Genomic DNA, 24155 nt, shown 5'->3' on the forward strand with positions numbered 1-24155 from the left:
TGCGAACGGCTCGCAATTATGCCTCATGTAATGGGTGGGTAAAACGCGCAGCCCGTACGGGGGTCCGTACGGGCTGCGGGGAGGATCTCAGGGAGCAGAAGCGCCTCAGGGCGCCTGGAGGTCGACCAGGGCGGCCAGTTCCTCCCGGTGGCGGCCCGCCGTCCCGAGGGCGATCGCGTCGGCCTTGGCGCGCTTCAGGTAGAGGTGCACGGGGTGCTCCCACGTCATGCCGATGCCGCCGTGCAGCTGGAGCGCCTCCTCGGCGGCGTGCACCGCGACCGGGGCGGCGTACGCCTGCGCGAGGACGGCGGCGAGGTTCGGCTCGTCGCTGCCGGTGGCGAGGGCGTCGGCGGCGTGCCGGGCGGCGGCGCGGACGCCCACCGTCTCCAGCCAGAGCTGGGCGAGCCGGTGCTTGAGCGCCTGGAAGGAGCCGACGGGCCGGTTGAACTGGTTCCGCTCCTTCGTGTAGCGGACGGTCTCCGTCAAACACCATTCGGCGAGGCCGAGTTGCTCGGAGGCGAGCAGTCCGGCCCCGGCCCGCAGGCCGAGGCGCACCGACTGCTCGGCGTGCTCGGCGTCGTCGGTGAGCACGCGCGCGGCGGCCGCCTCGAAGGTGACCGTGGCGAGCGGCCGGGTGCGGTCGAGGGAGGTCTGCGGCGTGACGGTGACGCCGCGCTGGGCGGTGTCGACCGCGTAGAGGCCGCCGTCGGCGGGGACCAGGAGGACGTCGGCGACGCTCGCGTCCGCGATGCCGGTCAACTGCCCGTGCAGGGCGCCGTTCTCGTGTCGTACGCGGGTGAAGGCGCCCCCGGGGGCGGTGGCGAACCCGACCGCGAGCGCGCCGATGGTGCGCCCGGACGCGAGGCCGCCGAGCAGCTCGGCCGCCGCACCGCCCGCGCAGATCAGCAGCGTCTCGGTGGCGATGACGGCGCTCGTCAGGAACGGCACGGGCGCGACCGTGCGGCCCAACTCCTCCAGGACCAGGGCGGCTTCGCGGTGTGAGGCGCCCTGTCCGTCGTACTCCTCGGGGACGAGGAGGCCCGCGAGCCCCATCCCTTCGGTGAGCGCCTTCCACAGCTCGCGGTCGTGCGGCTGGTCGGACTCGCTGCGGGCGAGCACGGAGGCGGGCTGGCAGTGGGCGGCGAGGAGGTCGCGGACCGCGGCGCGCAGCGCCTCCTCCTCGTGCGTGTACAGCAGGTCGCTCATCGCGCGAGGTCCTTCCAGGCGACGTCCTTGTCGGTGCGCGGCTCGGCGGGCAGGCCGAGGACGCGCTCGGCGACGATGTTCAACAGGACCTCGCTGGTCCCGCCCTCGATGCTGTTGCCCTTGGCGCGCAGATAGCGGTAGCCCGCCTCGCGCCCGGTGAAGTCGACGAGTTCGGGCCGGCGCATCGTCCAGTCGTCGTACAACAGCCCCTGTTCTCCCATGAGTTCCACTTCCAGGCCGCTGATCTCCTGGTTGAGGCGGGCGAAGCCGAGCTTCATGCCGGAGCCCTCGGGGCCGGGCTGGCCCGCGACGAGCTGCTGGCGCAGCCGCTCGCCGGTGAGGCGGGCCACCTCGGCCTCGACCCAGAGCTTCAGCAGGCGCTGGTGCAGGTCGTGGGTGCGCAGCTCGGGGCGTGCGCGCCAGGCGGCGGCGACCGGGCCGATCATGCCGCCCTCGCGCGGGATGCGCATGCCGCCGATGGAGACCCGCTCGTTCATGAGCGTGGTCTGTGCGACCTTCCAGCCGTCGCCGACGGGGCCGAGGCGCCGGTTGTCGGGGATCCGCACATCGGTGAGGAAGACCTCGTTGAACTCGGCCTCGCCGGTGATCTGCCGCAGCGGCCGCACCTCGACGCCGGGGTCGGTCATGTCGCACACGAAGTAGGTGATGCCGCGGTGCTTGGGCAGGTCCGGGTCGGTGCGGGCGATGAGGATGGCCCAGCGGGCCAGGTGGGCGCTGGAGGTCCACACCTTCTGGCCGTTGACGACCCAGTCGCCGGTCGCCTCGTCCCGCACGGCCCGGGTGCCGAGCGCGGCCAGGTCGGACCCGGCGCCGGGCTCGCTGAAGAGCTGGCACCACACCTCCTCGCCGACCCACAGGGGCCGCAGGAAGCGCTCCTTCTGCTCGTCCGTGCCGAAGCCGAGGACGGTGGGCGCGGCCATGCCGAGCCCGATGCCGATCCGGCGCGGGTCGTTGTCGGGCGCGCCCGCGAGCTCCAGCTCCTCGTCCACGACGGCCTGCAGGGTCCGTGGCACGCCGAGCCCGCCGAGCCCCTCGGGGAAGTGCACCCAGGCGAGCCCCGCGTCGAAGCGGGCCTTGAGGAAGTCGAGGCGGTCGGTGGCCCCCGGCGGGTGCGCGGCGAGCAACTCCTGGGTACGGCGGCGCAGTTCGGCCTCGTCCACGGCTGCCTTCGTGGTGGCCTTCTCGGCGTCGGTCATGCGGCGGCTCCTTCCGGAACGACGGCGACCCGGCCGGTGGTGACCCCGTCCGCGACGCGCTGCACGGCGGCGGCCGCGCCGCCCAGGGCCACGCGCTCGCTGATCAGCGGCTTGATCGCACCCTTGGCCGCGAGCTCGGTCAGCTCCTCGTGGCAGCGCGCGATCGACCGCGGGTCCTTGGTGTTGTAGAGGCCCCAATGCAGGCCCACGATCGCGTAGTTCTTCACCAGGGCGTGGTTGAGTGCGGGCGTCGGGATGGCGCCGCTCGCGAACCCGACGACGAGGATGCGGCCCTCGAAGGCCACGCACTTGGCGGACTGTGCGTAGGCGGTGCCGCCGACGGGGTCGTAGACGACGTCCGCGCCCCTGCCGCCGGTGGCCTCCTTCACGGCGCCCACGATGTCGTCGGCGCGCCGGTCCAGGACCAGGTCGCAGCCGAGCTCGCGGGCGACCACCGCCTTGTCCGCTCCCCCGACGACACCGATGACCTTGGCGCCCGCGGCCTTGCCGAGCTGGACGGCGGCGCTGCCGACGCCACCCGCGGCGGCGTGCACCAGGAGCGTCTCCCCCTCCTGGAGGTGCGCGCGCCGGTGCAGGCCGAACCAGCCCGTCTGGTAGCCGATGTGCAGGGCGGCGGCCTCCGCGTCGTCGAGGGCGTCGGGGGCGGGCAGCAGGGCGGCGGCGTCCGCGACCGCGTACTCCGCGAAACCCCCGTACGGGAGCGCCGGGTTGGTGATGACGCGCCGCCCGTCCTCGGTCTCGCCGCAGATCTCCACGCCGGGCGTGAACGGCAGCGGCGGCCTGACCTGATACTGGCCCCGGCAGAGCAGCGCGTCCGGGAAGTTGATGTTGGCGGCGCGGACCTTCACCAGGACCTGCCCCTCGGCGGGCACAGGCCGGTCCACGTCCGCGAGGCGCATCACCTCGCCCGGCTCGCCGTTCTCGTGCACTTGCCATGCCTGCATGCGGGGCCTCCACGGGCTGTCGTCGACCGGGCTCAACGGCATACTAAGCGGTCGCTTGCCCCGAGGGGAACCGTCCCGCCCCACCCCGGGAGCCGGAATGGTCACTTCTCTGCCACAGACTTCCCGCGGCACTTGATCACACCCGGCCCGGGCACGACTCTTTACCGAGACCGCACGACCCACGCCGCACGACGCAGGCAACACCACACGGGGGAACCACCATGAACGCTCGGCACCGCTCAGCCACTGTGATCGCAGGCGCCCTCACCGCGGCCCTCGCCCTGACCGCGAACCTCGCGCCGCAGGCGCAGGCACAGGCACGAGGTGTGGAGTGCGGCCGCGAGGCGGGCGTCGGCATGTACTGCGGCTACTACAAGGGACAGCAGTACACGGACTCCGGCGACCGGGGCCGGCACGTGAACGAGATCCAGGCGCTGATCATGCAGACCGCGCACTACCCCGGCCGGCTCGTCGTCGACGGCCAGTTCGGCCCGGACACCGTGCGCGCCGTGAAGTGGTACCAGAAGAAGAAGCTGGGCGCCGGTGCCGCGGACGGCAAGGTCGGCCCGAGGACGTGGAAGAAGCTGCGCCAGCTCTGATCCGCCGGAGGGGCCCGGGGCCGAAGGGCGCCCCTACTCGTCCCCGCCCTTCTTCGCGGGTCGCGCCCGTACGTGCATCCGCTCACCCTGCGGCCCGAAGAGGCTGATGAACTCCGCGCCCGTCTCCGGCGTGGTCCCGAACCAGTGCGGCACCCGGGTGTCGAACTCGGCGGCCTCGCCGGGTCCGAGCACCACGTCGTGCTCGCCGAGGATCAGCCGCACCTTTCCCGACAGGACGTACAGCCACTCATAGCCCTCATGGGTCCCCGGCTCGGGGGCCGGCTCGGTGCGGGCGGGCTCGATGCACTTGTACGCCTGGAGGCCGCCGGGCTGCCGGGTCAGGGGCAGCAGTGTGCGGCCGTGCCGGACGATCGGCTTGGCCCGCACCCGCGGGTCCCCGACGGGCGGGGCGCCGACCAGTTCGTCCAGCGGGACCTGGTGGGCGCGGGCGATCGGCAGGAGGAGTTCGAGGCTGGGCTTGCGCTGGCCGGACTCCAGTCGGGAGAGGGTGCTCACGGAGATACCGGTCGCCTCGGAGAGTCCCGCGAGGGTGGCGCCGCGCTCCTTGCGGATGTTGCGCAGCCGGGCGCCGACCTCGGCGAGGACGTGGTCCATCTCGTCGGCCCCGGTTCCGGCGCCTTCGTTCGCGTGGGTCTGCGCTTGTCCGTGCGCGTGACTGTGCCCGTCTGCGTTCATGGACCCATTCCAGTTTCGGCAAACTTGTTTGTCAACGCCGCAGTGGGGCGTGGAGCGGAATCCCGTACGGGCATGGAGATTTCACGCCCGTCGCGCTACCGATGGCGCCCATGACGTACGACGACGAGGGCACCCAGCACACCGGCCGCGCCCTGCCCGGACTCCCCGCCCCGCCCCCGCCCGGCGCGAGCGCGCTGCCGCCCGGCACCTATGACGGGCAGGTGGTCCTGGTCACCGGGGGCGGCACGGGGCTCGGCAAGGCGATCGCGGCGGAGTTCGCGCGGCTCGGGGCGGACCTGGTGATCGCCAGCCGCAAGGAGGACCGCCTCAAGGCCGCGCGGGACCAACTCGCCGCGCTGGGCGGGAAGGTGACGGCCGTGGTCTGCGACATCCGGGACCCGGAGCGGATCGTGGAGCTCTTCGACGCGGCGGAGGCGGCCCACGGCCTCCCGGGCGTCCTGGTCAACAACGCCGCCGCCAACTTCCCCGTACCGGCGGAGGAGATGTCGCCCCGCGCATGGCGCTCGGTCGTGGACATCACCCTCACCGGGACGTTCCTGGTCACGCGCGAGTTCGCCCGCCGCCACCTGGCGGCGGGCGCCCCCGGCTCGGTGATCGACGTGGGCGCCTCGTACGCCTGGACCGGCGGCCCCGGCTTCGCGCACAGCGCGGCGGCGAAGGCCGGAGTGAAGTCGCTCGTGGAGAGCCTCGCGGTGGAGTGGGGCCCGTACGGGATCCAGGTCAACGGCCTGGTACCGGGCCTGATGCCGCACGAGGACATGACCGCCGACATCCGCGCGAACCTCGACCGGGCGAGCGGCGACAGCGGCGACAGCGGCGACGGTCACGGTGGCAGCCTCGGCCGCGCCCGCGACCAGGACGACCGCCAGCCCGCCCTGCGTGTCGGCGCCCCGCGCGAACTCGGCTGGGCCGCCACCTTCCTGGCCTCCCCGTACGCCCGCTTCATCACGGGTCACACCCTCGTGGTGGACGGGGCGAACTGGCAGCGCCGGGGGCTCGTGAGCCCGGCCGTGGTGACGGTGCGGGAGCAGATGGGGCGCGGCCCGTTCACCGGGTGAGCCATCGGCCGATGCAGCTCGTGACACCGCCAACTCGCCTGTGACCGGCGTCACATGGACCCGATGTCACGTTCCGGCGCTCTCCTTCCATCTGGTGGTCGTCAACAACGAAGCGAGAGCGAAGGGGAACAGCGATGAGCAACCACCACGAGGGCGAGACGGCGCGGCCGAAGGCGGCCGGAACCCACCGCGTCCTGATCCTCGGCGCGGGCTACGCGGGCATGGCCGCGGCCATGCAGCTCGCTCCCCGCACCAAGGGACGCGACGACGTCCAGGTGACCCTGGTGAACCCGCAGGAGCGGTTCACGGAGCGGCTGCGGCTGCACATGACGGCGACCGGACAGCCGCTCCCGGAGTTCAGCATCCCGGAACTGCTCGCGGGAACGGGCGCCCGGTTCGTGCGCGGCTGGGTGACCGCCGTCGACGCGGACGCGCGCACGGTGCGGATCGACGACGACCGGGTGCTCTCCTACGACACGCTCGTCTTCGGCGTGGGCAGCGTCGCCGACACCGCCGCGGTGCCGGGCGTCGAGGAGCACGCGCACACCCTCGACTCCGCGCAGGACGCCGGGATTCTCGCCGACCGGCTCGCGCGGCTCGGCGGCGGCACGGTCGTGGTCGGCGGCAGCGGGCTCACCGGCGTCGAGTCGGCGGCCGAGATCGCCGAGCGGCACCCGGAGTTGAGGGTCGTGCTGCTCGGGCGGGGGGAAGTCGGCGCGTCCCTGCGGCCGAAGGCGCGGGCGTATCTGCGGGCCGCCCTCGACCGCCTGGGCGTCGAGGTGCGCGAGGGGGTGGAGGTCGCCAAGGTGCTGCCGGACTCGGTCGAACTGGCGGGCGGGGAGAGCATGTCCGCCGACGCGGTGCTGTGGACGAGCGGGACGCGCGTGTCGCCGCTCGCGGCCGCGGCCGGGCTGACCGTCGACGAGCGGGGCCGCGTCGTCACCGACGCCGCGCTGCGCTCGGTCTCGCACCCGGAGGTGTACGCGGTGGGCGACGCGGCCGCGATCCGGCAGGGCTACGGCGTCATGCACGGCACCTGCCAGGGCGGGATGCCGACCGGGGTGCACGCCGCCCTGTCGGTGCTGCGCGAACTGAAGGGCAAGCGGCCGAAGCCGTTCCGCTTCGGCTACTACCACACGCCGGTGAGCCTCGGCCGGAACGACGGCGTGGTGCAGTTCACACACCCCGACGACAGTCCGAGAAGGATCTTCCTCACCGGCAGGACGGCCGCCCGGTATAAGGAGTTCGTGACAGCCTCACCCTGGCCGACGTACGGCCGTATGAAGAAGATGCCCGCCTCGGGCGCGTTCTGGCCGCACGGCGGCCGCTTCACCCGCACCCGCAAGGACGAGCAGTGACCGACACCGACACCACCCCCGCCGACCCCTTCCACGAGCATCGCACCCTTCTGTTCTCGGTGGCGTACCGCATACTCGGCTCGGCCGCCGACGCCGAGGACGCGGTGCAGGACGCCTGGCTGAAGTGGTCGGCCGCCGACCGCTCGCAAGTGGCCGACCCCAAGGCGTACTTGTCGCGGATCGTCTCCAACCTGGCGCTCGAACGGCTGCGTTCCACCCGCCACAAGCGGGAGACGTACGTCGGCCCGTGGCTGCCGGAGCCCATCCTCACCACCGGCGACACCGCCGACGCCGTCGCGGACGCCGAGACGGTCTCCACGGCGATGCTGGTGGTCCTGGAGACGCTGAGCCCGCTGGAGCGCGCGGTGTTCGTCCTGCGGGAGGTCTTCGCCTTCAGCCACGCCGAGATCGCCGAGGCCGTGGAGCGGTCGGAGGCGGCGGTGCGGCAGGCCGCGCACCGCGCCCGTGAGCACGTGCAGGCCCGGCGGCCGCGGTTCGAGGCGGACCGGTCACGGCAGCGCCAAGTCACCGAGCGGTTCTTCGCGGCCGCGACCGGTGGGGACGTCAACTCCCTGATGGAACTGCTGTCCCCGGACGTCACCCTGTGGACCGACGGCGGCGGCAAGGTGCGCCAGGCGCTGCGCCCGGTGGTGGGAGCGGCCACGGTCGCGGGCTGGTTCGCGGCGATGGGCACCGTCACCTATCAGGGCGTCGCACCGGCCGACATGAAGGCCGAACTCGTCGAGCTCAACGGCGGCCTCGGCCTGATGTTCAGCGCCCCGGACCGGGTGATCGCCACGGTCACGTTCGACTTCGACGCGGAGGGCCGCATCACCACCCTCCACAACGTGGCCAACCCGGACAAGCTCCGGGCCGTCGAGGAGGGCACCGCTCTCCCGCTCGGGCAGCGGTGAGCCGGAGGGGCGGCGGCGTCCGCCGGACGTCACCGCCCCTCGAAGCGCGCCGCCCTGCGCGCCGCCTTCGCCGCGTACCCCTCGCGGACGTCCTCCGACGCGAGGGTGAGCGCCGCGGTCATCGCCACCTGGTCGAGGGCCTCTGCCAGACCCCTGTCGGCGTAGGCGTCGATGTCCCGCTTGATGCCCTGGACGGCGAGCGGCGCGTTGGCCGCGACCTCGGCCGCCACGGCACCGGCGGACGCACCCAACTCCTCCTCGGGCACGAGGAGTTGGACCAGGCCGAGGCGCTCCGCCGTCGCCGCGTCGACACGGCGGCCGGTGAGCGCGAGGAGCTTGGCCCAGCCCGCGCCCGCCTCGCGCGCGATGCGCAGGTCGCCGCCCGCGTCGACGGCCACGCCGAGCTGCGCCTCGGGCAGCGCGAACACCGCGTCCGCCGCCGCGATCCGCACGTCGGCCATGAGCGCGAGCTCGAAGCCGAAGCCGAGGCAGTAGCCCTGCACGGCGGCGACCACCGGCTGGGGCAGGCCCGCGAAGGCGCGGAAGCGCTCGTGCACCCAGCGGATGCCCTCGTGGTAGTTGCGGGTGCGCTCGGCGCCGGAGCGGCCGGTGATCGCGCCGCCCGGCGCGGTGACGTCGATGCCCGCGCAGAACGCCCGGCCCTCGGCGCGCAGCAGCACCACCCGGATCGTGTCGTCGAAGCGGATCCGGTCGGCGAACAGGCCGAGTTGGCGGGTGGACTCCCAGCTCCAGGCGTTGAGCTTGTCCGGGCGACAGAGGGTGAGGGCACCGATGCCGTCCTCGACGTCGAGGCGGAGGCGCTCGGTGCCCTCCGGGATGTCCGTGCCGATCGTGTCGATCATCCAGCCCCCAAGAACCGTGCCACCGCCACTTACTGACGGTGCGTCAGGTTACGGGGGCGGGGTCACCGAGTGAAGACCTCGAACGCGACCGCGGGCCGCCCGCCGAAGCGCGCCGCCCGTGCCTCGGCGTTGGCCGTGAGGAAGGAACGGCAGTACTTCTCGGGGTCCGCGTCGGTCAACGCCTCGATGTAGGTGCGGTGTTCGAGGAGCGAGCGCACGGAGCGCTCCAGTCCCGGGCCCGCGTCGGCGGCGTGCGTCGGCTCGGTGGTCCCGGCGACGGCCACCCAGCGCACCCCGTCCCACGGCTGAAGGCCCTGCTCCTCGATCAGCTCGGGGAAGATCCAGCGGTTGCCCGCGTCGGCGGCGGCGTCCAGGGTGGCGCGGCCGACGGCCACGTGGTCCGGAGTGTTCCAGGCGACGCCGCCCCAGGTGTCCCGGTGGTTGAGGGTGATCAGGAGCTCGGGACGGTGCCTGCGGATGGCGGCGGCGATGTCGCGGCGCAGCACCGTCCCGTACTCGATGACGCCGTCCCGGTGGTCGAGGAACTCGACGGTGCTGACGCCGACGACGGCCGCGCTGGCCCGCTGCTCCCGCTCGCGCAGCGGCGCGCACTCGGCGGGCGGCAGGGTGTCGATGCCCGCCTCACCGCGGCTGGCGAGGAGATAGGCGACCTCGCGGCCGCCGTCGGTCCAGGCCGCGACGGCCGCGGAGCAGCCGTATTCGAGGTCGTCGGGGTGGGCGACGACGGCGAGGGCCCGCTGCCAGTCCTCGGGCATGGGCTGCAGCTGGGCGGGGGTGGAGCCGGCGCCGGCGCCGGTCTGCGGCTCAGTCATGGCGGCAGCCTAATCACCCCGTACGGGCTGTTCGCGGGGAGCCTCGGGTTCCGCTCGACCGGCCGGGCCGAGGAGCGCCCGCAGCCGGCCCGGGGCGAGGCCCGTCTGCGCGCGCAGGACCCGCGTCATGTGGGCCTGGTCCGTGAAGCCCACCTCGGCGGCGAGCAGGCCGAGCTGCCGCTCGCCGCCGAGCAGCCGCTCCAGGGCGGCGGCGAGCCGCAGCCCGCCCCGGTACCGGGCGAGCGTGGTGCCGGTGACCTCCCGGAAGACGCGACTGAGGTGGTACGGGGAGCAGTTGAGCTCCTTGGCGAGCGCCGCGAGGTCCAGGCGGTTGTCGGCGGCGAGGGCCTCGCGGGCGTCGCTCGCGAGGCGGCGCCGTGCCGTGCGGGTCGCGGGCAGCCCGGCGGCGACCCGCTCGGGGGCGAGCCGGGCGAGGATGCCGCCCGCCAACTCACCCGTGCGCTCCGCGAGTTCGAAGGCGTCGGCGCCCGCACGGGCGGAGGCCAGGAGCACCCGGTGGGCCAGGGCGGCGTCGGGCGTGGTGGGGACGAAGCCCTGGGGGACGGTGGGGTCGCCGCCAAGGTAAGCGGCCACGGCGGGCTCGGACAGCACGATCTCCGTGAAGACGTCGCCGCCGTGCGGGTGCGCGAACTGCTGCTCCCCGCCGATCCGTTCCACGAAGACGGTGGTCGGGTCCATGACCTGCTCGACACCGTCGACCCGGGCCCGCACGAAGCCGCTGCGCACCAGGACAAGACCGAAGACGGGCGCGGGCCCGAGCGGGCCCCAGCCGTGCGGCGGGTCGACGCAGCGCACGTCCGCGAGGTACAGGTCGGCGCCGCTGAGCAGGGTGCGCCGGTCGGCCGCCATCGCCGCTCCTCCCCCGCGCCGGGCACCGGACTCCGGCCGACCGGGCCCGGAGGCTTGCGGGGCCGGGCGGCCCCTGGGCAAGAAGGTACAAGAATCCCCCACCGCCTTCTCCCGAGGATTCCTCCAACTCATCCCTTACGAAGGCGTGTTGGAGTCTCCATGACCGTCCCCTCGAAGTCACTCCTGCCGCGTCGGCGGCTGCTCACCGCCACGGCCGCCGCCACCGGGGTCGCGGCCCTGCCCGCCTGGACGGCGCCGCCCCGGGCCGTGGGCGGTGGCCTGGAGGTGCTGGCGCTGCTCGACGCGGAAGGCCCGTTCCCGCGGCCAGCCCGGCCGACCTTTCCCGGTGCGACGGAGGCCGACTGGGCGAGCGCCCGCCGCCTGGACCCGGCGGCGTTCGGGCCCGACGACGCCTGGCTGCTGGCCTTCCGCTGCTTCGCGGTGCGCCGCCCCGGCGGCCGGGTCACGATCGTCGACACGGGCGTGGGCCCGGAGAACAGCCCGGCCGCGCCCTGGGCGCCGGTACCGGGAAGGCTCCCCGAAGTCCTCAAGAGCGCCGGGATCGACGTACACGACGTCGAGGCGGTCGTCCTCACGCATCTGCACGAGGACCACTACGGCTGGGCCGTCCTGCCCGGCGGCGAGCCCCTCTTCCCCGACGCCCGCCACCTCGTGCAGCGCACCGAGCTCGCGGCGCTCCCGGACGGCGACTCGGCCCTGTCGTACGTCGTCGAACCGCTGCGCCGCGCCGGGCAGTTGCACGCCGTCGACGGCCGCCACCAGCTGCGGGGGCGGGGCGGGCGGGTCACGCTCCTGCCCACGCCCGGGCACACCCCCGGCCACCAGTCGGTGCTCGTCGAGGGCGGCCGCAGGGACGTGGTGATCACCGGGGACGCCCTGGTGCACGCCGTGCAGCTGGCCGCGCCGGACGTGGCGTACGCCCCGGAGCGGGACAAGGAGCGGGCCCGCTCCTCGCGCCGCGAGCTGTTCGCGACGGCCCGCGAGCGGCACGCCCTGCTCGCGACCAGCCACCTCAACCGGCCGTTTGTCGACGTCGCCCGGGGCCCTCGCTCCTAGGCTTCGCCGCGCACCAGGGCGAGCAGCCGGTCCAGGACGCGCCCTCCGCTCACCCGCAGCCCGTCGTGCTCGTACTCGTCGGTGACCCAGGTGCGCAGGCCCTTGATGGCGCGGGCGGTCTCCAGGGAGTGGGCGGTGTCGACGTAGAGGTCGTCGTGGTAGACGGCGGCGGCCACCGGAACCTCGTTGGCGGCGAGGCGGGCGGCGTCGTACAGCGGGGTCCAGTCGGTGCGCGCGGCGAGCAGGTCGGCGGTCTCGCGCAGCGGGCGCAGGGCCGGGTCGCAGTCGAACTGCCAGGGGTGGACGGTCTCCCCGGTGAACTGCAGGGGCGCGTCGCCGGCCAGTGCCTTCGCCGCGTCGAACGCGGGGAACTCGGCGCGCACCCGGTCGGCCGCCCAGGCCGTGGGCCGCGCGTCCTGCCCGTAGATCGTCTCGTGCAGGACGGCGTACAGCGGGCGCCCGGCGTAGGAGAGGGCGGCGTGCGCGGCTTCCTGGAAGGCGTCGGAGAGGGCGGGACCGGACGGGGTGCGGACGAGGGCGTCCTCGAGGAGGTAGTGGAGACGGTGGCTGCCGCCACCCGTGCCGAGGAGGATGCCGAGGGACTGGAAGGCGGGGACGGTGAGGCGGTAGCCGCCGTTCAGGACGGGCTCGTGCTCGGCGAGGTGCGCGGCGATGCGGCGGGCCCGCTCGACGTCCTCGGGGTAGCGGGCGTAGTGCGCGGCGACCTTGCGGGCCATGCGCGGGTAGGCGGCGCGGTAGACGTCGTCGGCGTGCGCGTCGAGGCTCGGCAGGCCGCCGGTGATGAGCGCGGCGCTCAGGCCCTCCGGCGCGACGGACAGGTAGTGGGTGGCGCAGAAGCCGCCGAAGCTCTGGCCGAGGACGGTCCAGGGGGCGCCGCCGGTGAGCCGGGCGCGGAGGGCCTCGCAGTCGCGGACGATGGCGTCGGCGCGGAAGTGCGCCAGGTAGTCGGCCTGTTCGCGGGGGCCGCCGCGCAGGGGCAGGGTCTGCCGGGTGGCGGGCGTGGAGGAGCCGGTGCCGCGCTGGTCGAGGAGGAGCACCCGGTGGTCCTGCAGGGCCCGGCCGAGCCACGCCTCCTTGCCCACGAACCGGTTCGCGGCGCAGCCCGGGCCGCCCTGGAGGTACAGCAGCCAGGGCAGGCCACGGCCCTCGTTGCCCGTGGCCACCGCCTCGCGCGCGAACAGCTCGATGTGCTCGCCGTCGGGCCGGTCGTGGTCGAGGGGCACGGAGAAGCGGTGGTCGGTGAGGACGACGCCGGGCTGGCGGAAGGTGACGGGCACGGTGCTCCTGGGCGAGGTGGGACGGGACGGTGGACGGAACGGGACGGTGGACGAGCCGCGGACGACGGACGAGCCGACGCGGCGGACGCGCCGACGCGGCGGACGGTGCGTCCCAGTTCAGCACATCTGTCCAGGCCGCCCGCCGGGGCCCCGGCCGTAGGTAACGGCCGCCCGCCGCGGCCCCCGTCAGCAGGCAACGGCCGCCAGCCGCGGCCCCGTCAGCAACAGCGCCGACCGGTCGGTCCGTCGCTGTCGTCCACCTGATCGGTGGCGGCACCCTCAACGGGCCGGTGTGCCAACTGACCGCCGACGCCTGCCGGATACCCCTGCTCGCGGGCCCGGCCGAGGCGGCGGCCGTCGGCAATGTCGACGAGCAGGCGTGGCGGGCGGCCGAGGACCGGCTGCCCCGTCGCCTCCCCTGACGCGGTGTCCGACGCGTACGCTGCATCCATCCGATGACCGACGAGGCGGAACCGCGATGCGTGTCGCCCTGTTCCTGACCTGTGTCAACGACACGCTCTATCCGGACACCGGCCGTGCCGTGGTGAAACTGCTGACCAGGCTGGGAGTTGAGGTGGATTTCCCGGAGGCGCAGACCTGTTGCGGGCAGGCCCACTACAACACGGGCTATCGGCATCAGGCGGAGCCGCTCGCCCGGCATTTCTCCGATGTCTTCGGTTCGGGGGCGTATGACGCGATCGTGACGCCGTCCGGCTCCTGCGGGGCGATGGTCCGCGAGCTCTACCCGCGCATGGGCGAGCGGGCGCGCGCGGAGGGGCGCGGCGACGGGCTCGCGGCGGCCCTGGCGCCGGTGGTGCCGAAGACGTACGAGCTGACGGAGTTCCTCGTCGACGTGCTCGGCGTGACGGACGTCGGCGCGTACTACCCGCACCGCGTGACGTACCACCCGACCTGCCACGGCCTGCGCTCCCTCGGCCTCGGCGAGCGGCCGACCCGGCTGCTCGCCGCGGTGAAGGGACTTGAGCTGGTGGAGCTGCCGGGCGCGGCGGAGTGCTGCGGCTTCGGCGGCACGTTCGCCGTGAAGAACCCCGACGTCTCGGCGGCGATGGGAGCCGACAAGGTGCGCAGCGCCGTCGCGACGGGCGCGGACGTCCTGTGCGCGGCGGACAACTCCTGCCTCATGCACCTCGGCGGCACGATGTCCCGGCTGCGGACCGCGATGCGGCCGGTGCACCTCGCGGAGATCCTGGCGAGCACGGAAGAGGAGCCCTGGTCATGAGCGGCACGAGTGGCGGCACGTTCGTGGGGATGCCCGCGTTCCCGAAGGCGGCGCGGACCGCCATGGGCAACCGGACGCTGCGCGCCAACCTCCGGCACGCCACCCACACCATCCGCGACAAGCGGGCCCGCGCCGTCGCCGAGCTCGACGACTGGGACCGGCTGCGCGCGGCGGGGCGACGCATCAAGGACCACACACTGCACCATCTCGACACGTATCTCGTGCAGTTGGAGGAGTCCGTCGTACGGGCGGGCGGCACCGTCCACTGGGCGGCCGACGCCGACGAGGCCAATCGGATCGTGACGGAGCTCGTCCGGGCCACCGGCGAGACCGAGGTGGTCAAGGTCAAGTCGATGGCCACGCAGGAGATCGGCCTCAACGAGGCGCTCGAAGAGGCGGGCATCCACGCGTACGAGACCGATCTCGCCGAGCTCATCGTGCAGTTGGGCAAGGACCGCCCCTCGCACATCCTCGTCCCGGCCATCCACCGCAACCGGGGCGAGATCCGCGACATCTTCGCGCGCGAGATGAGCGAGTGGGGCCGCCCGGCGCCCGACGGTCTCACCGACACCCCGGCCGAGCTCGCCGAGGCCGCGCGCCTCCACCTTCGGGAGAAGTTCCTGCGCGCCAAGGTCGGCATCTCCGGCGCCAACTTCATGGTCGCCGAGACGGGCACCCTCGTCGTCGTGGAGTCGGAGGGCAACGGCCGCATGTGCCTGACGCTGCCCGAGACGCTGATCTCCGTCGTCGGCATCGAGAAGACCGTGCCGACGTGGCGGGACCTGGAGGTGTTCCTGCAGACGCTGCCCCGCTCCTCGACGGCGGAGCGCATGAACCCGTACACGTCGACGTGGACGGGGACGACCGACGGCGACGGTCCGCGCGACTTCCACCTGGTGCTGCTCGACAACGGCCGCACGGACACCCTCGCCGACGAGGTGGGCCGCCAGGCCCTGCGCTGCATCCGCTGCTCGGCCTGTCTGAACGTGTGCCCGGTGTACGAGCGGGCGGGCGGCCACGCCTACGGCTCGGTCTACCCGGGCCCCATCGGCGCGATCCTCAGCCCCCAACTGCGGGGCACCGCAAGCGAGATCGACGCCTCCCTGCCCTACGCGTCGTCGCTGTGCGGCGCCTGCTACGAGGTGTGCCCCGTCGCCATCGACATCCCGGAGGTCCTGGTCCACCTGCGGGAGCGGGTCGTGCAGGGCGGCGAGGTCACCCGGCGGGGCGTGAAGGTCACGCTGAAACCCGCGAAGGGGCACGCGGCGGAGCGGGCCGCGATGCGCGCGGCCGGGTGGGCCTTCGGGCGCCCCGGCGTGCTGCGCACCGGCCAGCGGCTCGCCTCCCGCACCCGCCGCTTCCACCCGCGCACCCTGCCGGGGCCCGGCCGGGCGTGGAGTGCGACCCGCGATCTGCCGCCGGTGCCCCCCGAGCCGTTCCGCGACTGGTGGCGGCGGACGAACGGCGGAAAGGACGAGAGCAAGTGAGCAGCAGGGACATGATCCTGGGGCGGGTGCGGCGAGCCCTCGGCCCGGCGCCCGCAGAGCCGCACTCGTCCTACGAGGACGCCGTACCGCGCGACTACCTGCGCGAGCACGGAGCGCGCACCACCGAGGAGACGGTGGACCTGCTCGCGGAGAACCTGGCGGACTACCGCGCCGTCGTGCACCGCTGCCCGGAGGCGGAGCTGTCGGAGGTGCTGATGCGCCTGCTGGCCGAGCACGGCTCGCGGACCGTGGTCGTGCCCCCGGAGCTCCCCTCGGACTGGGTGAAGGCCGTCGACGCGACCCGCGTCCACGACAGAGCCGCGCACACCCCCGCCGATCTCGACGAGGTCGACAGCGTCGTCACCGGCTGCGCGGTCGCCGTCGCCGAGACCGGCACGATCGTGCTCGACGGCTCCCCCGACCAGGGCCGCCGCCGCATCACGCTCGTGCCCGACCACCACATCTGTGTCGTGCGGGTGCCGGAGCAGGTCGTCTCCTCCGTCCCGCAGGCCCTCGAACGGCTCGACCCGGCCCGCCCCCTGACCTGGATCTCGGGCCCGTCCGCGACCAGCGACATCGAGCTGGACCGGGTCGAGGGGGTGCACGGTCCGCGCACCCTTGAGGTGGTCCTGGTGAGCGGGGAGTGAGCCGCGCGGTTACGTTGAGGTCATGATCCGGTTCGAGCAGGTGACCAAGCGCTACCCGGACGGCACCACGGCCGTGGACGACCTGTCCTTCGAGGTCGCCGAGGGCGAACTGGTCACGCTCGTCGGCCCGTCCGGCTGCGGCAAGACCACGACGATGATGATGGTCAACCGGCTCATCGAGCCGACGTCCGGCCGCATCTTCGTGAACGGCGAGAACATCGCCGAGGTCGACCCGGTCAGGCTGCGCCGCCGCATCGGGTACGTCATCCAGCAGGTCGGCCTCTTCCCGCACCGCACGATCCTCGACAACACGGCGACGGTGCCCGCCCTGGTGGGCTGGAAGCGGGCGAAGGCCAGGGCGCGCGCCGCCGAACTTCTCGACCTGGTGGGCCTGGACCCGAAGACCTTCGGCTCCCGCTACCCCGACCAGCTCTCCGGCGGCCAGCGCCAGCGCGTCGGCGTGGCCCGCGCCCTCGCCGCCGATCCCCCGGTGCTGCTCATGGACGAGCCGTTCGGCGCCGTCGACCCGGTGGTGCGCGAGCGACTGCAGAACCAGTTCCTGGACCTCCAGCAGAAGGTCCACAAGACGGTCCTGATGGTCACGCACGACATCGAGGAGGCGGTGCGGCTCGGGGACCGGGTGGCGGTGTACGGGGAGGGGCGCATCGAGCAGTTCGACACGCCGGGCGCGGTGCTCGGCACGCCGTCGACGCCGTACGTGGCGGAATTCGTCGGCGCCGACCGCGGCCTCAAGCGGCTGTCCGTCACGGAGATCCAGACCGACGACCTGGAGCAGCCGCCGGTGGCCCGCCTGGACGAGCCCGCCGCCCAGGCCGCGGCCCGGCTGCGCGTGGAGGACGCCCGCTGGGCCGTGGTCCTCAACGAGGAGCGGGAGCTGCACGGCTGGGTCGGCGTCGACGAGGTGGCGCTCGCGGGCGAGGGCGGCACGGTGGGCGACCTGGCCCACCGCATGAACTCGTGGGTGCCGCTGGGCGCCCCGTTGAAGCAGGCGTTCGGTGTGATGCTGCAGCACGACGCGGGCTGGGTCGCCGTCCTGGACGGCGCGCGTTTCCTCGGCGTCCTGACCCCGGCGAAGCTGCACGAGGCGCTGCGGCGCTCGGTGGACGCGGACGCGCAGGGCGTGGCCCGGGACGAGGTGGAGTTCGACTCGGTCGCCGACGCCTGAGCGGCGCTGGTGCGCTCCGCGGGACGTGCGACCGCCTGTGCCGGGCGGCCGGGAATGGTAGGGCAGCCGCGCATGGCCGGGCACCCGGGAATGCGCTGTCGCCGCCGCGCCGTTGCCCCTGGAAAGCCGATCTTGGGCGCCACCAGCAAGCAGCCGGCAGCGGGCAGCGAGGTATCTGATGACGATTCTGGTCACCACACCGAACGGCGGCGTCGGACGCCATGTGGCGGCGGCGCTACGGGACCGCGAGGACGTGCGTTTCCTCGTCCGTTCGCGGTCGGGCGTCGAGGCGCTCGGGCCGGTCCGCGGTGAGGTCCTCCGCGGGGACGCCACCGACGCCGACGACGTGCGTCGCGCGGTCGCGGGGGTGCGTCGGCTCTACCTCGCGCATCCCTTCGCCGAGGACCAGGTCGCGGCCGAGACCGGGCTCGGTCTCGCGGCCCTCGAAGCGGGAGCGCGGCGGATCGTGAAGCTGGGCGCACGGGCGTTCCGCGGCGCCGGGACCGTGCCCGACGCCGTCACGGGTGCCCATGACGCCGTCACCGCGCGGCTGCGCGACGCCGGTGTGCCCGAGCTGACCGTGCTGCGGCCCGACCGGTTCCTGCAGAACTTCCTCCCGGCCGCCGCCTCGATCGCCGGGGGCACGCTGGCCGACCCGGCCGGGTCGGGCGCCCGGGGCTATGTCGATGTGCGGGACATCGCGGAGGTCGCGGTCGCCGAGCTCCTGGCGGACCGTCCGGTGGGCGGCGAGATCGAGCTCAGCGGGCCGGACTCCCTCACCCTGGCGGAACTCGCCGCCCAGTTCGGCGCGGCCCTCGGGCGTCCGGTGCGGCACGTCGACGTCCCGCTGGACGAGGCATGGCGGGCGGATCTGGCAGCACGGGGTGTCAGCCCGTGGCTGGTCGACGGGCTGCACGGCCTGTACGCCAACTACCGGCGGGAGGGCGCCGCGGGGCTCGGCGACGGGGTCCGGCGGGTGCTGGGCCGCGCGCCGCGATCGGCGGCGGACTTCGCGGCCGACCAGCTCGCGCCCACCCTGGCCTGACCGGGGCCCAGCGGCTCTCCCTGGACCAGTCTCTCGACCGGTCTGCTAGACCAGCCCCTTCTCCTCCAGGTAGTTCCGCGCCACGTCCTCCGGGAGCCGGCGCCAGCTGTCGACTTGTTGGTTCATCGATGCCAGGTCCGCCGTCGTCAGGACGGAGTTGAGGCGCCCGAGCGCCGCGGCCACGCGTTCGCCGCCCGCGCGGGAGCGGTTGACGACGGGCACGATGTAGTCCGCGTTCTGGAGGTGCTTGTCGTCCTCCAGGAGCACCAGGCCGAACTGGCCGAGCGTCGCGTCGGTGGTCGTGGTGAGCACCATCTGGTCCTGGCCGCTCTGCACGGCCTTCTTGGCCTGGGTGGTGCCCACGCCCTTGGGGTCGACACCGGTGATGTCGATGCCGTACACCTTCTTCAACCCCGGGGCGCAGTAGGGGCGTTGCACGCACTCGTCACCCGCGGCGAGCCGCACCTTCAGGCCCGACCTGCCGAGGTCGCTGAGGGTCTTGAGGTGGTGCTCCTTGGCGTAGGAGGCGGCGACGGCGAACGCGTTCTGGTCGACCGCCTTGCCGGGGTCGAGGACGGTGAGGCCGCGCGGGGCGGCGAGGCGGCGCAGGGCCGCCATCGTCTTCTCCAGGTCGGGGGAGCCGACGGGCGGCGCGTCGGCGCCGTTCTTCTTGGCGTTGAGCCAGTCCGCGAAGGTCGCGGCGTATTCGGGGACGACGTCGATCTGGCCGGACTCCAGGGCGGGTTCGTACAGCTCGCGGTTGGCGACGGAGAGGATGTCGGTGCCGTATCCGGCCTTCTTCAGGAGCAGCGCGTACATCTGGGCCAGCAGGTCGCTCTCGGTGAAGCCCGCCGAGCCGACCACCAGGTGCTTGCTGTCGCCGGGCGGCGCGGTGACGGCGTCCCGGTTCTCCAGGGAGGGGCCGGAGCCGCAGCCCGCGAGGACGGTCAGCGCGGCCGCGGCCAGGAGCAGGCGCCCTGCCGTACCGAGTCGCCGCCTCATTCCGCCGCCCTCCCCCGCGCCCACCCCGGCGCGAGCCGCTCCGCCACCTCGAAGATCCCCTCGACGAGCAGCGCGAAGGCCGCGACGAGGACCGCTCCGGCCACCACCTGCGGGGTGCTGGCGAGGTTGAAGCCCGCCGTGATGATGCGGCCGAGCCCGCCGCCGCCCGCGAGCGCCGCGATGGTGGCCGTGGCGACGAGCTGGACGGCGGCGATCCGCACCCCGTTGAGGATGAGGGGCAGGGCGAGGGGCAGTTCGACGCGCCGGAGCATCTGCCCGCCCGTCATGCCCATGCCCCGCGCGGCCCGCACCACGTCGCGGTCGACGGAGCGCATCCCCACGTACGCGTTGGTGAGCAGCGGCGGCACCGCGAACAGCACCAGGGCGACGACGGTCGGCCCCTCGCCCCAGGTGCCGATGGGGGTGAGCAGGAGCAGCACCAGGACCGCGAAGGTGGGCACGGCGCGGCCGATGTTGGAGATGTTCACGGCGAGCGCCCCGCCCTTGCCGAGGTGGCCGAGGACGAGGGCGATGGGCAGCGCGATCAGACAGCTGAGGACCAGGCAGACCACGGTGAGGACGAGGTGCTGGGTGAGCCGGTGCCAGATGCCGTCGTCGCCCGCCCAGTGCGCGGAGTCGGTGAGCCAGTCCCAGGCGTCGGTGAGGGTCTTCATGCGGGGGCCGCCTTCGTGGCCGTGACGTTCATGAGCGGCTCGCTCTCGTCCAGGGAGTGAGGAGGCGCTGTACGCCCAGGAGCAGGAGGTCGGCGGCGATCGCGATGACCACGCAGAGCACGGACGCGGTGAGGACCTGCGCCTTGAAGTAGGTGTTCATGCCCGCGTAGATCAGATTGCCGAGGCCGCCGAAGCCGACGATCGCGCCGACGGTGACGAGGGAGACCGCCGAGACGGTGGCGATGCGCAGTCCGGCCATGGCGGCGGGCAGGGCGAGCGGCAGCTCCACGGCGAGGAGCAGCCGGATGGGGCCGTAGCCCATGCCGCGGGCGGCCTGCCGGGTCTCCTCGGGGACGGCGCGCAGCCCGGCGAGGATGTTGCGGACCAGCAGGGTCAGCGAATAGAGGACCAGCCCGGCGACGACGAGGGAGGCGGAGAGCCCGTACGCGGGCAGGAGCAGCGAGAACATCGCGAGCGACGGGATCGTGTAGAGGACCGTCGTGACCGCGAGGACCGGGCCCGCGGCGAGCCGCCAGCGGCGGGCGACGACGGCCAGCGGCACCGCGATGACCAGGGCGATCAGCACGGAGACCGCGGTGAGCTGGAGGTGCTGGAGGACCGCGTCGAGGAGGATCTGGCGGCGGGTGCTCAGGTAGTCGCCGCAGATCCACTCGTTGCGCGCGAGGCAGTCGTCCGGGGGCGCGGTCACCCGTCCATTCCAGCGCCACGGGCGTCTGGCGGCGCGTCTTGCTGGCCCGTACGGCTTAACGGCAGCGGCTCACCGGTCAGCGGCAGCGGCTCACCGGAACGCCGCCTCGCCGGTGAGGGCCTTGCCGATGACCAGGGTGTGGACCTCGCTGGTGCCCTCGTAGGTGAGGACCGACTCGAGGTTGTTGGCGTGGCGCAGGACCGGGTATTCGAGGGTGATGCCGTTGGCGCCGAGGACGGTGCGGCACTGGCGGGCGATCGCGATGGCCTCGCGGACGTTGTTGAGCTTGCCGACGCTGACCTGCTCGGGGGCGAGGGTCCCGGCGTCCTTCAGGCGGCCCAGGTGGACGGCGAGGAGCATGCCCTTGCCGAGCTCGACGGCCATGTCGGCGAGCTTCGCCTGCGTCAACTGGTAGGAGGCCAGGCTGCGTTCGAAGACGGTGCGGTCGGCGGCGTAGGCGAGGGCCGTCTCCAGACAGTCGCGGGCGGCGCCGAGCGCGCCGAAGATGATGCCGAAGCGGGCCTCGTTCAGGCAGCCGAGCGGGCCGGACAGGCCGCGGGCGCCGGGGAGCAGCGCGTCGGCGGGCAACCGGACGTCCTCGAGGACGAGTTCGCTGGTGACGCTGGCGCGCAGGGAGAGCTTCTTCTTGATCTCGGGGGCGCTGAAGCCGGGGGCCCGGGCGGGCACGAGGAAGCCGCGCACGCCGTCGTCGGTGCGGGCCCAGACCACGGCGACGTCCGCGACGGAGCCGTTGGTGATCCACATCTTGGTGCCGTTGAGGATCCAGTCGGCGCCGTCCTTCTTGGCGTGGGTGCGCATGGAGCCGGGGTCGGAGCCCGCGTCGGGCTCGGTGAGGCCGAAGCAGCCGATCTTCTCGCCCGCCGCCATGCCGGGCAGCCACTGCTGCTTCTGCTCCTCGGAGCCGTACTTCCAGATCGCGTACATCGCGAGGGAGCCCTGCACCGAGACCAGGCTGCGCAGCCCCGAGTCGACGGCCTCCAGCTCCAGGCAGGCCAGGCCGTACGCGACGGCGTTGGTGCCCGCGCAGCCGTAGCCCTCCAGGTGCATGCCGAGGACGCCCAGCTCGCCGAGCTTGCGGGCGAGTTCGCGGGCCGGGATGGCGCCCTCCTCGAACCAGTCGGCGACGTGCGGGCGCAGCTCCCGCTCCCCCATCGTCCGTACCGTGTCGCGGATCTGCCGCTCCTCGTCGCTCAACAGGCCGTCGATGGCGAGCAGATCGAAGGGGTGCACGGGCGACGACTTCATTCCGGCCTCCTGGAGTGGGTGCTGGGCCCGCTCCGCCAGTCAGGTCCCAGGGCACCCTAGCCGCAGTTCGGATTTTGGATCCAGTAGTCAACTGCCCGGAACGGAAGTTCTGAGCTTGCTGCTCGGGTCGTCGATGGCTTCGACGGGGCCCGGCCGCGTCCAGCGCTCACGCGATCAGGGTGAGCGCAGGGGCATGTGACTCTGCCCCGCGTACCCACGTCCACCAGCCGCGAGCGGCGATGTTGTGGGACGAGTTCAGGTCGGCGTGCTCAACGAAGCCGCAGACCTGGCACGTGAACTCGGCCTGGGAGGGCCGGTTACGTCGATCGATGTGGTGACACTGGGAACATTCCTGGCTGGTGTAAGCCGGGTTCACGTGTACCACCGGGACCCCGGCGCGCCTGGCCTTGTAGGCGATGAAGGAGCCGAGCTGCTGGAAGGACCAGGAGTGCAGGGTGACGCGTTGGGGCTTACGTAGCCGTGCCCGCTCGCGGATGCCCGTGAGGTCCTCCAGGGCGATCCCGCGACCGGTGCGTTGAGCCTCCGCCACGATGCACTTGCTGATCTTGTGGTTGATGTCCCGGGCCCGCCGGGCCTCCTTGCCGGCGTGCTTCTTCGCCCGCCGCTTGGCGGACTTGGTGTTCTTCTTCTGCAGTTTGGAGCGTAGTGTCCGGTCCGCATCTCGGCGCCGGTTCAGCCGCCGCCCACTGTGGCGCTTGCCGGTGGAAGAGGAGGCGATGTTCACGATCCCCAGGTCCACTCCGACGAAGGACGCCGGACGTGCGTTCAACTCCGCCTCGGGGACCTCGCACGTAGCGATCAGATACCACTGGCCACCTCGATGCAGCAGGTCCGCCTCGCCCTTTCGGTGGGCCTCGAGGATGCCGAGCTGCTCGGCTGAGCCGGTGAAGGCGAGCTGCTTCATACGGCCTGCGGTGGTCCAGATCGACACCGTCCGATCCGGCATCTGCCAGGACAGGCACCGGTCGTCGAAGGGCTGGGCCGCCGCCGCCCGGAAGACGACCGGCTTCCCAGTGGCCCTCGTGTACCGCTTGGATCCAGGGGTACCCAGATTGCCAGCCTTCAGGTTGGCCTTCAGCGTGGTGTAGGCGTCGGCGACCTTGCGCAGCACATGCAGCGCGGGCTGCGCCGACAGGCCCCGCGCCTTCAGCTCACCATAGGCCAGGACTTGCAGACCGGCCCGCGACACGATCGCGTGCTCGAAAGCCTGACCGGACAGCCAGTTCGCGGCCTCATTGCAAGCCCGCAGCGTCTCTTCAAGAGCCGCTGCCTGCAGGGGCGTTGGCAACAGTTTCACCCGCACCACCAGCTTCATGACCGTCACGCTACCCGGCGCACCGGTGTCCGGCATTCGAACACGGAATGTTCGCCCCCGGATCTGCCGAGTCGATGTTGCGCTGGTATACAGCCGTACCCTCCGGGGGGGCCACCCCATCCGGCAGGACGCCCTCGCCGCCCGCCTCGACGTCAGCCGCGTCCCGCTGCGCGAGGCCCTGAGGATCCTGGAGGCCGAGGCGGTACGGGAGGCCGCCGCGCACCTGGGCCCGGAGCTGCTGGACGTCCTCGAAGAGGCGCAGGAGGAGGTCGAGCGGACCGGCGCGAGCGGGGACGTCACGGCGATGGCGGCCGCCAACCGCCGCTTCCACTTCGCCCTCATCGAAGCCTCGCGCATGCCCCGCCTGGTCCGCCTCATCAGCACCCTGTGGGACTCCACCGACGCCTACCGCTCCCTCTACTACACGCAGGACAGCAACCGGGAGCGGGTCGTCCACGAGCACCGCGGGATGCTCGACGCGCTGCGCGCGGGCGACACGGAGACGGCGGTGCGACTCCTCGACGAGCACCGCGCGCACGCGGTGGCGGCGTTGCGGGACGTGATCGACCTGGCGCCGCCCGGCTGAGC

At 73.2% G+C, this 24155-nt stretch carries 24 protein-coding genes and 1 pseudogene; 12 read left to right on the forward strand and 13 right to left on the reverse strand.

Annotated features, from left to right (window positions below; translation table 11 throughout):
• Positions 1 to 105: 105 nt before the first annotated feature.
• Genes ACQB60_RS14215 through ACQB60_RS14225 form a run of 3 tightly spaced genes read right to left on the reverse strand, consistent with a single transcriptional unit; the run spans position 106 to position 3388 of the window.
• Positions 106 to 1206: an acyl-CoA dehydrogenase family protein gene (locus tag ACQB60_RS14215; protein WP_496926304.1), complete on the reverse strand. Its 1101-nt coding sequence runs from the start codon at positions 1204 to 1206 to the stop codon at positions 106 to 108.
• Positions 1203 to 2423, reverse strand: a complete 1221-nt coding sequence (locus ACQB60_RS14220; RefSeq protein WP_496926305.1) for an acyl-CoA dehydrogenase family protein — start codon at positions 2421 to 2423, stop codon at positions 1203 to 1205. Before ACQB60_RS14220 ends, ACQB60_RS14215 begins: the two co-directional genes overlap by 4 nt.
• Entirely contained in the window at positions 2420 to 3388 is a 969-nt protein-coding gene (locus ACQB60_RS14225) for an NADPH:quinone oxidoreductase family protein (RefSeq protein WP_496926306.1), read from the reverse strand. The genes ACQB60_RS14220 and ACQB60_RS14225 overlap by 4 nt, the downstream gene beginning before the upstream one ends.
• Positions 3389 to 3609: 221 nt before the next feature.
• Here ACQB60_RS14225 and ACQB60_RS14230 point away from each other — a divergent pair, with 221 nt between their 5' ends.
• The gene (locus ACQB60_RS14230; RefSeq protein ID WP_496926307.1) at positions 3610 to 3987 is read left to right on the forward strand and encodes a peptidoglycan-binding domain-containing protein; all 378 of its coding nucleotides are present in this window, start codon (positions 3610 to 3612) and stop codon (positions 3985 to 3987) included.
• A 33-nt stretch (positions 3988 to 4020) separates the two neighbouring features.
• Here ACQB60_RS14230 and ACQB60_RS14235 read toward each other — a convergent pair whose 3' ends face one another.
• The gene (locus tag ACQB60_RS14235) at positions 4021 to 4602 is read right to left on the reverse strand and encodes a helix-turn-helix domain-containing protein (RefSeq protein WP_496926633.1); all 582 of its coding nucleotides are present in this window, start codon (positions 4600 to 4602) and stop codon (positions 4021 to 4023) included.
• A gap of 191 nt (positions 4603 to 4793) precedes the next feature.
• Between ACQB60_RS14235 and ACQB60_RS14240 the strand changes: the two genes are divergently transcribed.
• From ACQB60_RS14240 to ACQB60_RS14250, 3 genes are all read left to right on the forward strand, one after another.
• Positions 4794 to 5762: an SDR family oxidoreductase gene (locus ACQB60_RS14240; RefSeq protein WP_496926308.1), complete on the forward strand. Its 969-nt coding sequence runs from the start codon at positions 4794 to 4796 to the stop codon at positions 5760 to 5762.
• A 134-nt stretch (positions 5763 to 5896) separates the two neighbouring features.
• Positions 5897 to 7120 (forward strand): NAD(P)/FAD-dependent oxidoreductase, encoded by a 1224-nt coding sequence (locus tag ACQB60_RS14245; RefSeq protein ID WP_496926309.1) that lies wholly within the window; start codon positions 5897 to 5899, stop codon positions 7118 to 7120.
• Positions 7117 to 8034 carry an RNA polymerase sigma-70 factor gene (locus ACQB60_RS14250; RefSeq protein ID WP_496926310.1) on the forward strand — a complete coding sequence of 306 codons (918 nt, stop codon included), beginning with the start codon at positions 7117 to 7119 and terminating at the stop codon, positions 8032 to 8034. The genes ACQB60_RS14245 and ACQB60_RS14250 overlap by 4 nt, the downstream gene beginning before the upstream one ends.
• A 29-nt stretch (positions 8035 to 8063) precedes the next feature.
• Here the strand turns inward: ACQB60_RS14250 and ACQB60_RS14255 are convergent, their stop codons facing one another.
• The 3 genes from ACQB60_RS14255 to ACQB60_RS14265 form a co-directional block, all read right to left on the reverse strand.
• The gene (locus ACQB60_RS14255) at positions 8064 to 8897 is read right to left on the reverse strand and encodes an enoyl-CoA hydratase/isomerase family protein (RefSeq protein ID WP_496926311.1); all 834 of its coding nucleotides are present in this window, start codon (positions 8895 to 8897) and stop codon (positions 8064 to 8066) included.
• 62 nt (positions 8898 to 8959) lie between these two features.
• Complete coding sequence (locus ACQB60_RS14260) at positions 8960 to 9730, reverse strand: PIG-L deacetylase family protein (protein ID WP_496926312.1); 771 nt, start codon at positions 9728 to 9730, stop codon at positions 8960 to 8962.
• 9 nt (positions 9731 to 9739) lie between these two features.
• Entirely contained in the window at positions 9740 to 10600 is an 861-nt protein-coding gene (locus ACQB60_RS14265; RefSeq protein WP_496926313.1) for a helix-turn-helix domain-containing protein, read from the reverse strand.
• Between the two features lie 159 nt (positions 10601 to 10759).
• Between ACQB60_RS14265 and ACQB60_RS14270 the strand changes: the two genes are divergently transcribed.
• On the forward strand, positions 10760 to 11677 hold the full coding sequence (locus ACQB60_RS14270) for an MBL fold metallo-hydrolase (RefSeq protein WP_496926314.1): 918 nt from the start codon (positions 10760 to 10762) through the stop codon (positions 11675 to 11677).
• Here the strand turns inward: ACQB60_RS14270 and ACQB60_RS14275 are convergent.
• The gene (locus ACQB60_RS14275) at positions 11674 to 12975 is read right to left on the reverse strand and encodes an alpha/beta fold hydrolase (protein WP_496926315.1); all 1302 of its coding nucleotides are present in this window, start codon (positions 12973 to 12975) and stop codon (positions 11674 to 11676) included. The two genes, ACQB60_RS14270 and ACQB60_RS14275, sit on opposite strands and share 4 nt — an antisense overlap.
• 242 nt (positions 12976 to 13217) lie before the next feature.
• On the opposite strand from ACQB60_RS14275, the pseudogene ACQB60_RS14280 reads away from it, so the two are divergent.
• The 6 genes and pseudogenes from ACQB60_RS14280 to ACQB60_RS14305 form a co-directional block, all read left to right on the forward strand.
• Positions 13218 to 13397: pseudogene (locus ACQB60_RS14280) on the forward strand (FGGY-family carbohydrate kinase); the annotation flags it as partial.
• Positions 13398 to 13453: 56 nt separating this feature from the next.
• Positions 13454 to 14215: a (Fe-S)-binding protein gene (locus tag ACQB60_RS14285; protein ID WP_496926316.1), complete on the forward strand. Its 762-nt coding sequence runs from the start codon at positions 13454 to 13456 to the stop codon at positions 14213 to 14215.
• Complete coding sequence (locus ACQB60_RS14290; RefSeq protein ID WP_496926317.1) at positions 14212 to 15702, forward strand: lactate utilization protein B; 1491 nt, start codon at positions 14212 to 14214, stop codon at positions 15700 to 15702. Before ACQB60_RS14285 ends, ACQB60_RS14290 begins: the two co-directional genes overlap by 4 nt.
• Positions 15699 to 16349 (forward strand): LutC/YkgG family protein, encoded by a 651-nt coding sequence (locus ACQB60_RS14295; RefSeq protein ID WP_496926318.1) that lies wholly within the window; start codon positions 15699 to 15701, stop codon positions 16347 to 16349. Before ACQB60_RS14290 ends, ACQB60_RS14295 begins: the two co-directional genes overlap by 4 nt.
• Before the next feature lie 22 nt (positions 16350 to 16371).
• Positions 16372 to 17535, forward strand: a complete 1164-nt coding sequence (locus ACQB60_RS14300; protein ID WP_496926319.1) for an ABC transporter ATP-binding protein — start codon at positions 16372 to 16374, stop codon at positions 17533 to 17535.
• Positions 17536 to 17713: 178 nt separating this feature from the next.
• On the forward strand, positions 17714 to 18580 hold the full coding sequence (locus ACQB60_RS14305) for an NmrA family NAD(P)-binding protein (protein WP_496926320.1): 867 nt from the start codon (positions 17714 to 17716) through the stop codon (positions 18578 to 18580).
• Between the two features lie 45 nt (positions 18581 to 18625).
• On the opposite strand, the gene ACQB60_RS14310 is transcribed toward ACQB60_RS14305, so the two are convergent.
• The 5 genes from ACQB60_RS14310 to ACQB60_RS14330 all read right to left on the reverse strand — a co-directional run bounded on the left by ACQB60_RS14310 (position 18626) and on the right by ACQB60_RS14330 (position 23567).
• A complete protein-coding gene (locus tag ACQB60_RS14310; RefSeq protein WP_496926321.1) occupies positions 18626 to 19582 on the reverse strand; it encodes an ABC transporter substrate-binding protein in 957 nt (318 codons plus the stop codon).
• Positions 19579 to 20256: an ABC transporter permease gene (locus tag ACQB60_RS14315; protein ID WP_496926322.1), complete on the reverse strand. Its 678-nt coding sequence runs from the start codon at positions 20254 to 20256 to the stop codon at positions 19579 to 19581. The genes ACQB60_RS14310 and ACQB60_RS14315 overlap by 4 nt, the downstream gene beginning before the upstream one ends.
• Positions 20257 to 20284: 28 nt before the next feature.
• Positions 20285 to 20965, reverse strand: a complete 681-nt coding sequence (locus ACQB60_RS14320; RefSeq protein ID WP_496926323.1) for an ABC transporter permease — start codon at positions 20963 to 20965, stop codon at positions 20285 to 20287.
• Positions 20966 to 21055: 90 nt separating this feature from the next.
• Positions 21056 to 22231, reverse strand: coding sequence for an acyl-CoA dehydrogenase family protein (locus ACQB60_RS14325; protein WP_496926324.1), 1176 nt, complete (start codon positions 22229 to 22231; stop codon positions 21056 to 21058).
• Positions 22232 to 22397: 166 nt separating this feature from the next.
• Complete coding sequence (locus tag ACQB60_RS14330) at positions 22398 to 23567, reverse strand: RNA-guided endonuclease InsQ/TnpB family protein (RefSeq protein ID WP_496926325.1); 1170 nt, start codon at positions 23565 to 23567, stop codon at positions 22398 to 22400.
• On the opposite strand from ACQB60_RS14330, the gene ACQB60_RS14335 reads away from it, so the two are divergent.
• The gene (locus ACQB60_RS14335) at positions 23566 to 24153 is read left to right on the forward strand and encodes a GntR family transcriptional regulator (RefSeq protein ID WP_496926326.1); all 588 of its coding nucleotides are present in this window, start codon (positions 23566 to 23568) and stop codon (positions 24151 to 24153) included. The two genes, ACQB60_RS14330 and ACQB60_RS14335, sit on opposite strands and share 2 nt — an antisense overlap.
• Positions 24154 to 24155 lie beyond the last annotated feature (2 nt).

This window comes from Streptomyces odontotermitis, assembly GCF_050510915.1.
Classification (GTDB): domain Bacteria; phylum Actinomycetota; class Actinomycetes; order Streptomycetales; family Streptomycetaceae; genus Streptomyces.

Excerpts from the sequence above, each read along its gene's own strand:
- ACQB60_RS14215 (WP_496926304.1), bottom strand. The coding sequence starts at position 1,206 with ATGAGCGACCTGCTGTACACGCACGAGGAGGAGGCGCTGCGCGCCGCG.
- ACQB60_RS14220 (WP_496926305.1), bottom strand. The coding sequence starts at position 2,423 with ATGACCGACGCCGAGAAGGCCACCACGAAGGCAGCCGTGGACGAGGCC.
- ACQB60_RS14225 (WP_496926306.1), bottom strand. The coding sequence starts at position 3,388 with ATGCAGGCATGGCAAGTGCACGAGAACGGCGAGCCGGGCGAGGTGATG.
- ACQB60_RS14230 (WP_496926307.1), top strand. The coding sequence starts at position 3,610 with ATGAACGCTCGGCACCGCTCAGCCACTGTGATCGCAGGCGCCCTCACC.
- ACQB60_RS14235 (WP_496926633.1), bottom strand. The coding sequence starts at position 4,602 with ATGGACCACGTCCTCGCCGAGGTCGGCGCCCGGCTGCGCAACATCCGC.
- ACQB60_RS14240 (WP_496926308.1), top strand. The coding sequence starts at position 4,794 with ATGACGTACGACGACGAGGGCACCCAGCACACCGGCCGCGCCCTGCCC.
- ACQB60_RS14245 (WP_496926309.1), top strand. The coding sequence starts at position 5,897 with ATGAGCAACCACCACGAGGGCGAGACGGCGCGGCCGAAGGCGGCCGGA.
- ACQB60_RS14255 (WP_496926311.1), bottom strand. The coding sequence starts at position 8,897 with ATGATCGACACGATCGGCACGGACATCCCGGAGGGCACCGAGCGCCTC.
- ACQB60_RS14260 (WP_496926312.1), bottom strand. The coding sequence starts at position 9,730 with ATGACTGAGCCGCAGACCGGCGCCGGCGCCGGCTCCACCCCCGCCCAG.
- ACQB60_RS14265 (WP_496926313.1), bottom strand. The coding sequence starts at position 10,600 with ATGGCGGCCGACCGGCGCACCCTGCTCAGCGGCGCCGACCTGTACCTC.
- ACQB60_RS14270 (WP_496926314.1), top strand. The coding sequence starts at position 10,760 with ATGACCGTCCCCTCGAAGTCACTCCTGCCGCGTCGGCGGCTGCTCACC.
- ACQB60_RS14285 (WP_496926316.1), top strand. The coding sequence starts at position 13,454 with ATGCGTGTCGCCCTGTTCCTGACCTGTGTCAACGACACGCTCTATCCG.
- ACQB60_RS14290 (WP_496926317.1), top strand. The coding sequence starts at position 14,212 with ATGAGCGGCACGAGTGGCGGCACGTTCGTGGGGATGCCCGCGTTCCCG.
- ACQB60_RS14300 (WP_496926319.1), top strand. The coding sequence starts at position 16,372 with ATGATCCGGTTCGAGCAGGTGACCAAGCGCTACCCGGACGGCACCACG.
- ACQB60_RS14305 (WP_496926320.1), top strand. The coding sequence starts at position 17,714 with ATGACGATTCTGGTCACCACACCGAACGGCGGCGTCGGACGCCATGTG.
- ACQB60_RS14310 (WP_496926321.1), bottom strand. The coding sequence starts at position 19,582 with ATGAGGCGGCGACTCGGTACGGCAGGGCGCCTGCTCCTGGCCGCGGCC.
- ACQB60_RS14315 (WP_496926322.1), bottom strand. The coding sequence starts at position 20,256 with ATGAAGACCCTCACCGACGCCTGGGACTGGCTCACCGACTCCGCGCAC.
- ACQB60_RS14325 (WP_496926324.1), bottom strand. The coding sequence starts at position 22,231 with ATGAAGTCGTCGCCCGTGCACCCCTTCGATCTGCTCGCCATCGACGGC.
- ACQB60_RS14335 (WP_496926326.1), top strand. The coding sequence starts at position 23,566 with ATGACCGTCACGCTACCCGGCGCACCGGTGTCCGGCATTCGAACACGG.
- ACQB60_RS14330 (WP_496926325.1), bottom strand. The coding sequence starts at position 23,567 with ATGAAGCTGGTGGTGCGGGTGAAACTGTTGCCAACGCCCCTGCAGGCA.